13 protein-coding genes are annotated in these 14877 nt (G+C 60.6%); 11 read left to right on the forward strand and 2 right to left on the reverse strand.

From position 1 onward, the window contains the following. Window positions 1-106: 106 nt before the first annotated feature. The 9 genes from BUA94_RS20125 to BUA94_RS20170 all read left to right on the forward strand — a co-directional run bounded on the left by BUA94_RS20125 (window position 107) and on the right by BUA94_RS20170 (window position 10344). Entirely contained in the window at window positions 107-1171 is a 1065-nt protein-coding gene (locus BUA94_RS20125; RefSeq protein WP_073015143.1) for an ABC transporter ATP-binding protein, read from the forward strand. Next, entirely contained in the window at window positions 1168-2043 is an 876-nt protein-coding gene (locus BUA94_RS20130) for an ABC transporter permease (protein WP_073015144.1), read from the forward strand. The genes BUA94_RS20125 and BUA94_RS20130 overlap by 4 nt, the downstream gene beginning before the upstream one ends. Further along, complete coding sequence (locus BUA94_RS20135) at window positions 2043-2867, forward strand: ABC transporter permease (protein WP_235860656.1); 825 nt, start codon at window positions 2043-2045, stop codon at window positions 2865-2867. Before BUA94_RS20130 ends, BUA94_RS20135 begins: the two co-directional genes overlap by 1 nt. 37 nt (window positions 2868-2904) lie before the next feature. Further along, window positions 2905-3996: an ABC transporter substrate-binding protein gene (locus BUA94_RS20140; protein WP_073015146.1), complete on the forward strand. Its 1092-nt coding sequence runs from the start codon at window positions 2905-2907 to the stop codon at window positions 3994-3996. Between the two features lie 65 nt (window positions 3997-4061). Further along, on the forward strand, window positions 4062-4781 hold the full coding sequence (locus BUA94_RS20145; protein ID WP_084082149.1) for a DUF1868 domain-containing protein: 720 nt from the start codon (window positions 4062-4064) through the stop codon (window positions 4779-4781). 393 nt (window positions 4782-5174) lie between these two features. Then, window positions 5175-6791, forward strand: coding sequence for an ABC transporter substrate-binding protein (locus tag BUA94_RS20155; RefSeq protein WP_073015149.1), 1617 nt, complete (start codon window positions 5175-5177; stop codon window positions 6789-6791). A gap of 74 nt (window positions 6792-6865) precedes the next feature. Next, window positions 6866-7819, forward strand: a complete 954-nt coding sequence (locus BUA94_RS20160) for an ABC transporter permease (protein ID WP_073015150.1) — start codon at window positions 6866-6868, stop codon at window positions 7817-7819. Next, on the forward strand, window positions 7816-8661 hold the full coding sequence (locus tag BUA94_RS20165) for an ABC transporter permease (RefSeq protein WP_073015151.1): 846 nt from the start codon (window positions 7816-7818) through the stop codon (window positions 8659-8661). Before BUA94_RS20160 ends, BUA94_RS20165 begins: the two co-directional genes overlap by 4 nt. A gap of 3 nt (window positions 8662-8664) precedes the next feature. Then, window positions 8665-10344 (forward strand): ABC transporter ATP-binding protein, encoded by a 1680-nt coding sequence (locus tag BUA94_RS20170; RefSeq protein WP_073015152.1) that lies wholly within the window; start codon window positions 8665-8667, stop codon window positions 10342-10344. Window positions 10345-10408: 64 nt separating this feature from the next. Here BUA94_RS20170 and BUA94_RS20175 read toward each other — a convergent pair whose 3' ends face one another. Further along, window positions 10409-11872, reverse strand: a complete 1464-nt coding sequence (locus BUA94_RS20175; RefSeq protein ID WP_073015153.1) for an aldehyde dehydrogenase family protein — start codon at window positions 11870-11872, stop codon at window positions 10409-10411. A gap of 267 nt (window positions 11873-12139) precedes the next feature. On the opposite strand from BUA94_RS20175, the gene BUA94_RS20180 reads away from it, so the two are divergent. Together BUA94_RS20180 and BUA94_RS20185 are read left to right on the forward strand one after the other, a co-directional pair. Next, window positions 12140-13006, forward strand: coding sequence for a GNAT family N-acetyltransferase (locus tag BUA94_RS20180; RefSeq protein WP_073015154.1), 867 nt, complete (start codon window positions 12140-12142; stop codon window positions 13004-13006). Between the two features lie 124 nt (window positions 13007-13130). Beyond that, window positions 13131-13607, forward strand: a complete 477-nt coding sequence (locus BUA94_RS20185; RefSeq protein WP_073015155.1) for an Lrp/AsnC family transcriptional regulator — start codon at window positions 13131-13133, stop codon at window positions 13605-13607. Between the two features lie 68 nt (window positions 13608-13675). Here BUA94_RS20185 and BUA94_RS20190 read toward each other — a convergent pair whose 3' ends face one another. Further along, on the reverse strand, window positions 13676-14719 hold the full coding sequence (locus BUA94_RS20190; RefSeq protein WP_073015156.1) for a tartrate dehydrogenase: 1044 nt from the start codon (window positions 14717-14719) through the stop codon (window positions 13676-13678). Window positions 14720-14877 lie beyond the last annotated feature (158 nt).

Here is a 14877-nt window from a genome sequence, read left to right on the forward strand (position 1 = left end):
AAAAAAATCCAGAATCCGAAAATAAAGGATTGTCATGTTCATGTCATGAACTTATTTTATGTTCATGATGTGAACAAAATATAAGCCGGCTTCTGGGAGGGCACTCGTGGCACATCTGCAATTGGATCGCGTATCCAAAACCTTTGCCAATGGATTCAGGGTGCTCGACGACATTTCAATCGATGTCGCCCCGGGTGAATTTCTGACCCTGCTTGGCCCGTCCGGCTGCGGGAAAACCACGCTGCTAAAGGCAATCGCCGGCTTTCATGCGATTTCATCGGGAGCGTTGCGCATCAATGGCGAGGATGTGACACGGGTCGAGCCGGAGCGGCGCGACACGGCCATGTGCTTCCAGTCCTACGCGCTGTTCCCGCATATGACGGTGTCTGAGAACATTCTCTTCGGACCCCGGCAAAACCGTGTGAGCAAGGCGGATTGCGCAGACAGGCTGGCAACGGCCTTGCGCCAGGTGGACCTTGGCGCCCATGCCGAAAAACTGCCATCCGCCCTGTCGGGAGGCCAGCAGCAGCGGGTCGCTCTCGCCCGCGCCATGGCCATGCGGCCAGGCATCATCCTCTTTGACGAGCCGCTGTCGAACCTTGATGCAAAATTGCGCGAACAGGTCCGCTTCGAGATCCGGGCCTTGCAGGCCGAACTGGGCTTCACCGCGATCTACGTGACCCACGACCAGGCAGAGGCACTCGCCATGTCAGACCGGATCGTGGTCATGAACAAGGGCCGGATCGAACAGATCGGCACACCCGAGGACATTTACGACCGTCCGGCCAGCCGCTTCGTCGCCGACTTCATCGGAGCCGCCAATATTCTGAAGGCGGAGGTCCAGGAAGATCTGGGGTCGGGTCTCTGGCGCATGCGCACGGACGTCGCCGCCTTTGAGATCCGCACGGACAAGAAACTGAGCCGGGGCAGCTATTACATCTGCTGGCGCCCGGAAGATGCTGAAGTGCAGGAGGCAGCCTCTGCGAACAACAGCTTCCTGGCGAAGGTCACGGCCCAGGCCTTTCAGGGCAATCTGACGGATGTGATCCTGACCCCCACAGGTTCGACGGGAACATGCCGGATTCAGGTCCGCCGTCCGTTGCCCCTCGGCACGCAGGTTGCCATCACAATTCCGCCGGAGCGGTTTTCGGTGCTGGAGGCGGTTCAATGAGAGCGGCCCAGCCCGCCCGCTGGCGGGAAACCGCGGGTCTGCTGCTCCTGCTCCTGCCGGGCCTCGGGCTGATCGTTCTGTTCATCGGAACGGTGATCTCGATGGCCGTTGCCCAGTCCGTCGGATATTTCAACTTTTCCGGCCCAAGCGGGTTCACGCTGGACTTCTGGCACAAGCAGCTGACCTCTCCGATCTTGCGCACATCCGTGCTCTACTCGCTCAAGATCGCCACGATTTCTGCAATTCTGTCCGTCGCGCTGGCCTATCCGCTAGCCCTTTGGCTGCGCAAACCCTTTCCGGGCTCCGGCGCGATCAGCGCTTTGCTCAAGGCTCCGATGATGGTCCCGGGACTGGTCGCAGCCTTCCTCCTGGTCAACGTGATCGCCTTTCACGGCATCATCAACGAGACCCTGCTCGGCCTCGGGATCACATCAAAGCCATTGCGCATGCAAAATGACCGCTTTGGCTTTGCCGTGATCTTTCTTCAGGTCTGGAAGCAGCTTCCCTTCGCACTGCTGCTTCTGAGTGCCGCTGTCCAGTCTATCCATGACGACCTTCTCAACGCTGCGCGTGACCTTGGCGCGGGCGCCTTGGCCCGCTTCCGCAAGATCGTGCTGCCCTTGACCCTGAAATCCATGCAGGCAGCGCTGATCATCATCTTCATAGGTGCGGCGGGCGACTACTCGTTCCAGGTTGTTGCAGGCCCAACGCGATCCAGCTCTCTCGCCCAGCACATGTACACCGTTCAGCGGGAGTTCGGACAATGGAATGAGGCAGCGGTCGTCGCCATCGTCCTGATGGCGATCGCCCTGACCGGCTCGATCCTTCTGGCGGCGGCAAGCCAGCTGGCGGTCTCCTGGGGGAAAAAATGATGCGCAACAAACCCCTTCAGGTGATCCTCTTCGCCCTGCTCGCCATCGTCTTCTTCCTCTGGCTGTTTGTTCCTTTCGCAATGGCCCTTCTGTGGTCGCTGGTCGATCCGGACAAACCCTGGAGCTATCCGGATCTCTTCCCGCAAAAGCTGTCGTTCCGGCGCTGGGGAGACATGTGGCTGACGACCAGCCTGCCGGCCGCCATAGGCAACAGCTACCTCCTCGCGCCGGTGGTTGCGTTCCTGACGCTCCTGCTCGCAGCTCCCACGGCCTATGCCTTCGGGCGCATTCCTTTCCGCGGCAAGGCCGTGGCCCAGATGCTGTCGCTTCTGCCCCTGGTGCTGCCGAGCTTCATCATTGCCCTGTTCTTCACGTCGCTGCTCTACAAGCTGGGCATCTACAACAAGTTCGCGGGCATCGTGCTGGGTCACGTGGTGCTTTTCCTGCCCTATGCGATCCGCATTCTCACCGTATCTTTCTCGCAGGTCCGCCAGGATCTGATCGATGCTGCCCGTGATCTGGGCGCTAGCCCCTGGGCCCGCTTCTCTGCCGCCTACCTGCCGGTCCTGCGGCCAGGCATCCTCGCCGCCCTGATCATCGTCTTCATCCAGAGCATCGAGGAATTCGCGATCGCCTTTGTTCTTGGCTCGCCGGATTTCACCACGGTGCCGACAATTCTCTATTCCTACCTGGGCTACAATTTCGTTCGGCCGAATGCGGCTGTCGTCTCGCTAGTCCTGGTGGTCCCCAATGTCATCCTCATGCTGGTCTTCGAACGCCTCCTCAAGAGTGAAGGAGCGGCGGTGTCCGGCGGCAAGGGATGATGTCACGAGAGCCTGAATTTCCACCAGGAGCCAAAAGATGTTGAAGCATACGATCTTGGCAGCGATCACTGCCGCGTTTCTCGCAAGTCCCTCACACGCAGCAGACGACCTCCTCAGCAAGCCGTGGGACGATGTCGTCGCCCAGGCAAAGCAGGAAGGAGAGGTTGTCTGGTACAACTGGTTCCTGCAGCCGCGTTTCCGCGAGCTCACGAAGGGCTTTGAAGACAAATACGGCATCAAGGTCACCATCCCTGACGGCACGGTGGACGGCAACTTCAGCAAGTTCCTGGCAGAGCGCGACCGCGCCGAAGGCGATATCGACGTGATGTCGGTTCCCGGAGACCGGCTCGCCCAATTCGAACCGGCAACCTATTTCATGGGCCCGCTCGACCCGATCCCCGGCTTCGACAAGCGGCGCACCAAGATCAACGGCGGAGACGGCAAGAACTATGCGGTTGCCTATTGGGGCAATCAGACCGGTCTGGCCTATGATCCGACCCAGCTTGATGAAGCCAAGCTGCCGCAAAGCTTCGAGGAACTGAACGCCTGGATCGCGGAAAATCCGCAGGCCTTCGCCTTCAATGATCCGCGCGGCGGCGGTGCGGGAAGTGCCTTCATTCAGTCTGCGGTGGTCAACACGAGCACCCCGGACGACATCAAGGGCGCAAACTTTCAACCTTCCTGGGACTGGTTTGCCGCCAACAGCGAAAATTACGGCTTCACCTCATCGAACGCTGACAGCCTGACCCGCCTCAACGGCGGCGAGTTCCAGCTTGTCGCCGCCTGGGAGGATCATCTGGCGGGCCTTCAGCAGAAAGGCGAAGTCGACAAGCGCATGAAGTTCTACATCCCGAAATTCGGCATGCCGGGCGGCGGCAATGCAGTCGGCATCCCGGCCAACGCCAAGCACAAGGCCGCAGCGCTGGTGTTCCTGGAATGGCTGACCTCTGCCGAGACCCAGGACCTCTTTGCCAAGGAAATGGGATCATCTCCCGTCAACAGTGATGCCAAGGGCGTTCCCGGCGGCGTTCCGGCCGAGCAGCGCGCTTATGCAACCGACTGGCTCCCGATCGAGACGACCAATGCCGTAAAGGCGCAATTCATCGAGAAAGTCGTGCTCTCCCAATAATCCGAACCAGAAATCAGAGCCGGAGGGGGGCATTAGCCTACCCTCCCGGCCGATAGAGATAGTCCATGACAAAATCCGAAATGATCGAGCGCCGGCCTCTGGCCGGCGCTGAAGCAGGCCGTCCAGGAGGCGTTCCCGCCAAGTTCGACACGGAAGGCCGCGTTCAGCATTTCCCCGGCAACACAATCATCTGCCACCTGTCACCGGAAAGTCCGCTTTTCGAAGCCCTTCTGCCGCTTTACCGGGAACTGGAGGCAGAAAATCCAGATACGCTGATCACGCTGCTGCCGCCGTCCAGCTGGCACATGACCGTGTTCGAAGGCGTGTGCGACCAGGTGCGCAAGCCGGGATTCTGGCCTTCTGACCTCCCCATGGATGCCCCGCTTGAGGACTGCAATGCGGTCTATTCTCGCAAACTTCAGAAGTTCAACCTGGGTTTCGATGCACCTTTCCGCCTGCGCATCGACGGATATCTCCCGCGCGTCAACGGGATCGGTCTCCATCTGAACCCGGCTTCGGCGAGCCAGGAAAGCGAACTCCGAGGTCTTCGCGACCGCCTGTCCGACACCTTGCAGATCCGCCATCCCTCCCACGAGGCCTATGCCTTCCATCTCAGCATTGCCTATTTCATCCGTTTTCCCTCGGAACAGGAAAGCGCCTGGCTTGAAGCAAAGCTGACAGAGTATCTGACCAAACTGCCAAGGGAATTTGACCTTGGCCTGCCGGAGTTCTGCTATTTCGATACGATGTTCGAATTCCGGCGGCAGTTCTTCCTGGAGCCCTGAACCCGTCAGCTCCCCGCCGGAGGCGATCCATCCGGCCCAAGGTGATACACAAGCCCTGCCTTTCCTCCGAAGGGCAGGGCTTGTGTGTTTGACGGTTCAACTCGCGTGCGCAAAGCCCGGCTTCCCGCATCCGTTGCAAACGCCGCAAAATGGCGGGGATGCACAGATTATACGCCGTCTGAGGTTCAAAAAGGCCCTTGCGAGAGGCAACAGCATAGATTGTCTGCGGGAGCCGATTCAGCGGAACATTATGCGGCGAGGCCGCGCAAAACCGCGCATCCTGCATGGTGAAGAGCGGCATAGTGAAGCAATTGAGTTCTACCGTTGGCACGGTTTCCGCATGGAGGGTGCCAACATAGATGGTGCGCAAAACAACCAGAGGGATCGCATCGCATGACCAATGAATTCGACCTGCCTCACTTCAGCCGGAAAGACCAGGACCTCGTTGAAACGGCAATCCGCCGTGGGGCAACCCGCCGCGACCTGCTGCGCATGCTCTGCGCCTCGGGCGTTGCCCTGTCCACTGCCGGCACGATCTTCGGCTCGGCCTCGCGTGCTGTTGCCCAGACCGCACAGAAGGGCGGGGCGCTTCGCGTTGCGCTCAGCTCCACGTCGACGGCCGACACGCTTGACCCGGCCCGCGCATCCGCCCAGGGCGACTACATGCGCATGTCGACCTTCTACAACAAGCTGACTGTCCTCGATGACACGCTGACCCCGCAGATGGAACTAGCGGAGAGCTTCCAGTCTTCCGATTCCAAGGTCTGGACCGTCAAGCTGCGCAAGGACATCACCTTCCACAACGGCAAGACGATGGATTCCGCCGACGTGGTCTATTCGCTCAACCGCCACGTGGACCCGGCGCAGACCTCCCGCGCCAACGCCCTCGCCAAGGCGATGATCAAGATCGAAGCCGTCGATGCCAACACGGTGCGTATCGAACTCGAAGAGCCCAATGCCGACCTTCCGGCAATCCTCGGCACCTATCATTTCGTCATCATTCCGGATGGCACGACCGACTTCAGCAAGGCTGTGGGCACCGGTCCCTACATGACTGAAGTCTTCGAGCCGGGCATCCGCACGGTCGGCCTGCGCAATCCGAATTATTTCAAGAGCGACGCTGCCTATGTGGACAGCATCGAGTATTTCGGCATTCCGGATGAAAACGCCCGGGTCAATGCGCTGCTCTCCGGTGACATCCACATCGGCGCAACCATGAATGCCCGCACCGTGCCGCTGATCGAGGGCAATCCGGCCCTGAACCTTCTGGTCTCGCCGGGCGGCAGCTACACCAACCTCAACATCCGCATGGATATGGAGCCGGGCTCCAAGCGCGACTTCATCGAAGGCATGCGCGCGCTGATCAACCGCGATGCCATCAACCGCGCCGTTCTGCGCGGCCTTGGCGAGCCGCACAACGATCAGCCGATCCAGCGTGCAAGCCGCTATTTCAATGCGGATGTGGTGCCGGAAGCTTACGATCTGGAAAAGGCCAAGCACCATTTCGAAAAGGCCGGTCTCGTCGGCGTCTCCATTCCGATGATCTGCTCGGACGCTGCCAAGTCCTCCCCGGACATGGCCATGGTCCTGCAGCAGGATGCCGCCAAGATCGGCGTGCAGATTGACGTCCAGCGCGTGCCGTCCGACGGCTACTGGTCCAACTACTGGCTCAAGGCGCCGGTTCACTTCGGCAACATCAACGCCCGCCCGACGCCGGACATCCTGTTCTCGCTGCTCTACAAGTCGGATGCTGCCTGGAACGAAAGCAAATACGCCAATCCGAAGTTCGACCAGATGCTGGTCGAGGCACGCGGTTCGCTCGACGAAGAGCGCCGCAAGCAGATCTACGGGGAAATGCAGGCCATGGTCGCCAAGGACGCGGCCACCATCATCCCGGCCTATATTGCCAGCGCAGATGCCATGAGCAACAAGGTGGGAGGCCTCAAGCCGCACCCGCTGGGTATGCTTCAGGGCTACAATATCGCTGATTCCGTCTGGCTCGCCTCCTAAGCGGAGAAGGGAGGCGCGGGCACACCGCGCCTTCCGGCCGCCTTTGACGACCAGACCGTGAAAGACAGATATCCATGACCAAGCGTACATCGGCGATGATCGGCGAGCGGCTGGCCGTCGCCGTCCTCTCCCTGTTTCTCGTCTCGCTCGCCGTGTTCTTCATCACCGAGCTTCTGCCGGGAGATACGGCCCAGGAACTTCTCGGCCAGGCCGTCACAAAGGAAGCTGCTGCGATCCTGCGTGAACAGCTCGGCCTCGACCGTCCCGCCGTGCTGCGCTACATGGACTGGATCTTCGGCCTGTTCCGGGGCGACCTGGGCTTTTCGCTGGTTTCCAACCGGCCCGTGTCCGACCTGATTTCGGAACGGCTACCCAATTCCCTGATCCTTGCGGCCATCACCATGGCCATCACCATCCCGCTCGCCCTTGGCCTTGGCATCATTGCGGCCATCTGGCGGGGATCGATCTTCGACCGGGCCATTTCTTCCGCGGCCATCATGTTCGTCTCCTTCCCGGAGTTCATGATCGCCACGCTGATCGTGATGCTGTTCTCGGTCTATCTGAAGTGGCTGCCGGCGCTGTCGTTCCTGCCGCCCTCGGCCAGTTTCACGACCATTGTTCTCGCCTTCATCATGCCCGTCACGGTTCTGGTGTTCAGCAGCTGTTCGCAGATGATCCGCCTGACCCGCGCGGCCATCAGCGATGCCATGGCGACGCCCTATGTGGAACTTGCATTGCTCAAGGGCGCCTCGCGCCCCAGGCTCGTGCTGCGCCATGCCCTGCCCAATTCCGTTGCGCCCATCGTCAATTCGGTGGCCCTCAGCATGTCCGGCCTGCTTGGCGGCGTGATCATCGTCGAAACAGTGTTCAACTATCCGGGGCTGGCAAAGCTCATGGTCGACGGTGTTATGACCCGTGACATGCCGCTCATTCAAACCTGCTCGATGATCTTCTGCGGTTTCTACCTGCTCCTGATCATGGCGGCCGACATCATCGCCATTCTGTCCAATCCGAGGTTGCGCCGATGACCAGTGCCAGCATCAAGCCGCGCCGCAAGGTCCGGTTCCGCGTCAAGCCCCTGGCGGCCATCTGCCTGCTTGTGGTCCTGTTCTGGGTGATCGTGGCGCTCTTTGCTCCGTTTTTCCTGCGCTATCCGGTCGGTGACCTTGTCAGCTACGACTATTTCGGACCGATGAGCGCCGACTACTGGCTGGGTACGGACTATCTCGGCCGGGACATCTATTCCCGCCTCGTCATGGGCGCGCGCTACACCATCGGCATTGCCTTTGCCGGTCTGATCCTGGCCGGCACCATCGGCGTCGTGCTCGGTCTGCTCGCGGCAGCCTTCGGCGGCCTGTTCGATACGCTTCTGAGCCGGGCCATCGACACGTTCGTCGGCATTCCGAACCTTCTGCTTGCGCTGGTCATCATCGCAGGCGGCGGCTCCAGCATTCCGGTCCTGATCGGCGCCATCACAGCGATCTTCTTCCCCGGTTGCTACCGCTTCACCCGGTCGATGGCTGTCAACGTCAACGCACTGGACTTCATCTCTGCGGCCCGGGCCAGAGGCGAGGGGCATTTCTACATCATGATCCATGAGATCCTGCCCAATATCGTCGGGCCGATCCTCGCGGATCTGGGACTGCGTTTCGTCCACATCGTGCTGCTCCTGTCCGGCCTGAGCTTCCTCGGGCTCGGCGTTCAGCCCCCTTACGCAGACTGGGGCGCGATGGTGCGCGAGAACATCATCGGGATTTCCTATGGGGCACCGGCCGTGATCATCCCGTGTCTTGCCCTTGCGAGCCTCGCACTTGCCCTCAATCTCTTGATCGACAATCTGCCGCAGCGCATCCGCGACCATCTGGAGTGAGCCATGACGACCCTTTCCAATGCCCCGGAAGCGCCCCTTGCCAGCGTCAAAGACCTCAGAGTAACGGCCACGACGGACAGCGGCCGCGAGATCGAAATCCTCAAAGGCGTGTCCTTCGACGTTCACCGTGGTGAAATGGTTGCCCTGATTGGCGAATCCGGATCCGGCAAGACCACGATTGCGCTCTCTCTGCTCGCCTATGTCCGCGAAGGCTGCCACTTTGCCGGCGGTCAGGTCCTGGTCGACGGAAGAGACCTGACCAAGCTCAGCGAAAGCGAATGCCGCAAGCTGCGCGGGCACAAGGTCTCCTATGTGCCGCAGAGTGCGGCGGCCTCCTTCAACCCGTCCCGCAAGATCATGGACCAGGTGATCGAAGTTGCCGAGATCCACGGTATTTTCGACGCCAACACAGCGCGGGAAAAAGCCATCAAGCTGTTCCGCAGCCTTTCCCTGCCCAATCCGGACACCATTGGCGAGCGCTATCCGCACCAGGTTTCCGGCGGCCAGCTGCAACGTCTTGCCGCCGCCATGGCCTTGCTTGGCGACCCGGAGCTGGTCGTCTTCGACGAACCCACCACGGCGCTGGACGTGACCACCCAGATCGAGGTGCTGCGGGCGTTCAAATCGGCAATCGTCGAGCGGGGTATGACAGGTGTCTATGTCTCCCATGATCTGGCCGTGGTCGCCCAGATTTCCGACCGGATCGTCGTCCTCAAGGATGGCGAGGTGCAGGAAGCCGGCACCACGGATCAGATTGTCGGTGCGCCTGCGCATCCCTACACGCAATCTCTTCTCGCCGCGTTCAAGCCTGTTGTTCCGGCGAGCGCCTCAGACGACACCTCACGGGACCGGGTGCTCGAGACCCGTGACGTGGTGGCCGGCTATGGTGTTCTTGGCCCGGACGGCAGGCCCCAGGTAGTGGCCGTCAACGGCGTCAGCCTAACCCTCGACCGCGGCCAGTCCCTTGGAGTGATTGGCGAATCCGGCTGCGGCAAGAGCACGCTGCTGCGGGTTCTGTCTGGGCTGCTTCCGGCCGCATCCGGCGGTTTGCTTCTGGATAGCCGGGAATTGCGCCCGCAGATCGCACAGCGCAGCAAGAGTGACCTTCAGCGCATGCAGATCGTCTTCCAGCTTGCAGACACAGCGCTCAATCCGGCACAGACGATCGGCAATATCATCGGCAGACCGCTGACCTTCTTCAAGGGACTGAAAGGGGCAGAACGGGAGAAGCGCGTGATTGAGCTGCTCGACATGGTGCGCATGCCAGCCCAGTTCCGCCATCGGTTGCCCCGCGAGCTTTCCGGCGGCCAGCGCCAACGCATCAATCTGGCCCGCGCTCTGGCGGCGGAACCGGAGGTTCTTCTCTGCGACGAGATCACTTCGGCTCTCGACACGGTTGTGGCTGCGAAGGTGCTGGATCTCCTGCGGGAACTGCAGCGCGAGCTGCACCTGTCCTATCTCTTCGTCAGCCATGACATTCACACGGTCGAAACCCTCTGTGACCGGATCATGGTGATGTATGCGGGCAAGTGCCTGGAAACCTTCAACGCAAGCGATCTGCACCAGGATGCGCGCCATCCCTACACCAAGCTGCTGGTGTCCTCGCTGCCAACTCTCGACCCGACCTGGCTGGACAACCTGAAACAGGACCCGGAGCTCGTGCGCAAATTCGCCCACGCCTGAGATGAACCCGTTGCATCCCTGAAAGATTGAGGCCCGGTCAAATGCCGGGCCTCTTCATTTCCAATCAGAGATCGATCAGGACCGACTTGGTCCGCAAGGCGCCGAGATAGGCCTCTCGTCCCAGATCCTTGCCGAGGCCCGAGCTTTTGTACCCACCCGTTGGCAGGATCATGTCCCGCGAACGGCCATAACGGTTGACCCAGACAGTTCCGGCTTCCAGCTTGCGCGACATCCGGATCGCCCGGGACAGATCCCGGGTGAAGAGACCGGACGCCAGCCCATAGGTCGGATGGGTTGCCAGAGCGCAGGCTTCCTCCTCACTCTCGAAGGACTGGGCTGTCAGGACCGGACCGAAGACCTCCTCACGCACCGCCGGGTTATCTTCATCGACGCCGGCGAGAATGGTCGGCGCATAGAAGTAACCTTCCGCCTCCATCCGGCACCCGCCAGTCACCAGTTCCGCCCCTTCCGCCCGCGCTGCATCGACAAGGGTCTCGATACGTTGGATCTGCGTCTCGGAAATGATCGGCGAATAGACTGTCTTCTCATCCCAGGTCTTGCCCGGCGCCATCTTGAGCATGTGCTCCGCGATCTTTGCCATCAGTTCTTCCGCAATGGATTTCTCGGCGATCAGACGCGATCCTGCGACACAAACCTGTCCCGCATTGCCGGTAATGGACCGGGCAACGGAGGCGGCCGCCAGATCAAGATCCGCATCGGCGAAAACCACCTGCGGGCTCTTGCCGCCAAGCTCCAGCGTCATCGGTTTGATGCCGGTGCGCGCAATATCGGCCATGATCTGGGCACCGGCCCGGGTGGAACCGGTGAAGCTGACCTTGCCGGTGAGCGGATGAGTGGTGATGGCGCAGCCTGTCACCGGACCATCGCCGAGCACCACATTGACCAGCCCCTTGGGCAGGCCTGCGCGCACGGCCAGTTCGGCCAGATACAGGGTTGAATAAGGCGTCATTTCAGACGGCTTGATGACGATGCCATTGCCTGCGGCAAGGGCCGGGGCCAGTTTCCATGCCGCCATGGAAATCGGCACGTTCCAGGGAGCAATTGCACCGATCACCCCATAGGGTTCGTGCAGGATCATGCCCATCTGGGACGAGGCTGTCGGCGCAACGACGCCACCTTCCTTGTCGGCAAACTCGGCAAAGAACCGGATGTGATCAGCACAGTTCACCACATCGCCCTGAAGCGCCTGGGTCACCGGCCGCGTCGAACAGACCGCCTCGAGCTGCGCCAGATAGACAGCTTCCTCGTCAATGAGGTCCGCCCAGCGGCGCAGCACCCGCGCCCGCTCCCGCGGCATGCAATCCGCCCAGCCGGACTCCTTCTGCACCTTCGCCGAGATCCGGATTGCTTCATCCACCAGCCCCGCATCGGCAAGAGGAATGGCAGACAGCGCCTGACCATCGCTTGGGCGGACAATTTCCAGCGCATCGGCCCCCTCAACGTATTGGCCATCGACATAGTGGCCTTTCGGCAGCCGGAGCGCGGCGGGGTCAAAAGAAAGCGTCATGGAGAATCCACCCTGTCTGATGTGACCGGCAGGAGCTGCCGGAAAGGTGAGGCCAAGACTAAAGGGAGGCATCAGGCATTTATGCCGTATGGGCGGGGAGGGGCCGAAGATGCTGCGGATTTTCCGGCCAAATCGCCGAATGCCGCGGCGAGGGTTCCTGGCATTGCGCAATAAAATCGTGCGGGCAGGGGGTGATTGCGCCGAAAATGCTGTTCCCGCCCGCTAGCATAGGGGCTAATCGGGTAAAGACCGTTGCGGGTACGAAGAATGGAAAACCGGAAGATCGACAATTTCGAGCTGACTCTCATGCCGATGACGGAGGAGCACATCCCCCGCCTGCATGAACTGTCGATCGCGGTCAACTGGCCGCACCGTCCCGAAGACTGGGCTGTCGCGCTGGCCCTCGGGGAAGGAGTGATCGCCTTCGACGAAATCGGACGCCCGGTCAGCTCCGCCATGGTCTTCCCACTTGGAGAGGAAATCACCCATATCGGCATGGTCATCACCTCGCCGCGCCTGCAGAACCATGGGTCCGCGCGCTGGCTGATGGAAGAAATGCTCTCCCGCAGCAAGGGCACGATCCGCCGGCTCAACGCGACCAAGGCAGCCTATAATCTTTATCTTTCCATGGGTTTCCAGCCGCAGGGGCTGGTCTACCAGCACCAGGGCATCGCAAAGGCCCTTTCCGGAGATCTTGCCGAGGAGGACAGCCGGGTACGGCCGATGACGGAGACGGATTTCGATGCCGTCAAGCACATCGATCAGCTCGGCTTCGGTTCCGACCGCCATCATGTTCTGGACCATCTTCTGCCGCTGTCCGAAGCTTTCGTTCTGGAGGACGGCGGGGAGATCAAAGGCTATGCCTTCTGCCGCCGCTTTGGCCGTGGCCATGTCCTCGGTCCTGTCGTTGCTGAAAGCGAAGGAGATGCGGTTGCGCTGATCCGGCCGCTGATTGCCCGCCACGATGGCGCTTTCCTGCGGATGGACACGCGCAACGCCGGAGGCCCCTTGCAAACGGCGCTGGAACTGGCAGGGATGAGTTTCTATGACAACGTGACAACGATGCGACTGGAGCCGGGAGGGGAGGCACCGGCTTTAACGATTTACGGACTTGCCAATCAGGCACTCGGATAGGCCGGCCAAACGAGGCTGGTCTCCCGCAGACGGAAGCTATGCACTTCTGGATCTGGTTGCAGGCCACGCGGTCGCATAGGATGCCCGGGCTCGCCCGTGTGCCGGGAAAGATAAGGGACTACAAGTGAAGCTTGATCGGATCGACATACGGATTTTGCATGAACTGCAGAAGAACGGCCGCCTGACCAATGTCGAACTGGCAGAACTGGTACACTTGTCCCCAAGCCCTTGCCTGATGCGCGTGAAGAAGCTGCAGCAGTCAGGCTATATCACGGGCTATTCGGCACACATCGATCTTGCCAAGCTGGGCCCGACCGTTACGGTCTTCACGGAAATCACGCTCAGCAACCACCGCCAGAACGACTTTTCCCGTTTCCAGCAGGCCATTGAAAAAGTTGATGAAGCCATCGAATGCCACCTGATTTCAGGTGGATATGATTATCTGCTGAAATTCGTGACGGCGAGCATTTCCGACTATCAGGAACTGATGGAGCGTCTGCTCGAAGCGGAAATCGGCATCGACAAGTATTTCAGCTTCATCGTGATGAAATCCCCTTTCGTCAAACATCACCTGCCGCTTCGCACGCTCTTCCCTGAATAGGCGAGACGCCCGCTGCCCATCGCCTGCCAAGAAAATCAAGGCGAGAGAGGAACAGCGGGCAGCAATCGTCACCCGAGCTGTTCGCAAATCGCGCTAGTGATCTCGTCCGTGGTGTTTGCGCCGGGTTTTGCTCCGATCCCGGCAGCCGTTGCGGCTTCGACAGCGGCCATGACCCGGTCTGCGGTGGCCTTCTCGCCCAGATGTTCAAGCATCATGGCTGCGGACCAGATCGTCGCGATCGGATTGGCAATGCCAAGATGGGCAATGTCCGGCGCCGAGCCGTGAACAGGTTCGAACATCGACGGAGCCGTGCGGTCAGGGTTGATGTTAGCCGAGGCCGCAAAGCCAAGACCACCCTGAATGGCCGCACCCAGATCCGTGAGAATGTCACCGAAGAGATTGGAAGCGACCACCACATCGAGCGTTTCCGGCGCCATGACGAAACGGGCCGCCATCGCATCAACGTGGTAACGCGAAACCTCCACATCCGGATATTCAGCTGCGATCCGATCCGTCAGCTCATCCCAGAAGACCATGGAATATTTCTGCGCGTTGGACTTTGTGACCGAAGCCAGCTTGCCGCGCCGCTTGCGGGCCTGTTCAAAGCCAAATCGCAGGATACGCTCGACTCCCGCGCGGGTGAAGACGGAGGTCTCGACGGCAACCTCGTTGTCCGTGCCCTCGTGCACCCGGCCACCGGCGCCTGAATATTCCCCTTCCGTGTTCTCGCGGATGCAAAGAATATCAAAACCTTCTGCCCGCAAGGGGCCGGTGACGCCCGGCAGCAGCCGGTGAGGGCGGATATTGGCATATTGCGTGAAGTTCTTGCGGATCGGCAGAAGCAGACCGTGCAGGGATACTGCATCTGGCACCTGTGCGGGCCAGCCAACGGCTCCAAGCAGGACCGCATCAAACTTGCGCAACTGGTCGATGCCATCCTCGGGCATCATCCGGCCGGTCTTGAGATAGGTTTCGCAGGACCAGTCAAACCAGGTTCCGTCCAGCTGCGCCCCTTCGCGAGCGGCAGCCTCAGTGATGACACGCCATGCGGCCTGCGTGACCGGAACGCCGATGCCGTCTCCCGGAATCAATGCAATCTTGTGTGGGCTCATGAGCCTCCCCTGTGTTTCTAAATGATTGTGCCCAAGCCTCGCATAGAGCTCCATGATTTGCTGCCGTCTCGCAAGTGATCACAGCATATTCTGCCCGCGAGGCGACGAGAACCGCATGATCATCCGCTGTCGACACGGCACAAAGATAAGGAGAAAAA

The organism is Roseibium suaedae (assembly GCF_900142725.1).
GTDB lineage: Bacteria > Pseudomonadota > Alphaproteobacteria > Rhizobiales > Stappiaceae > Roseibium > Roseibium suaedae.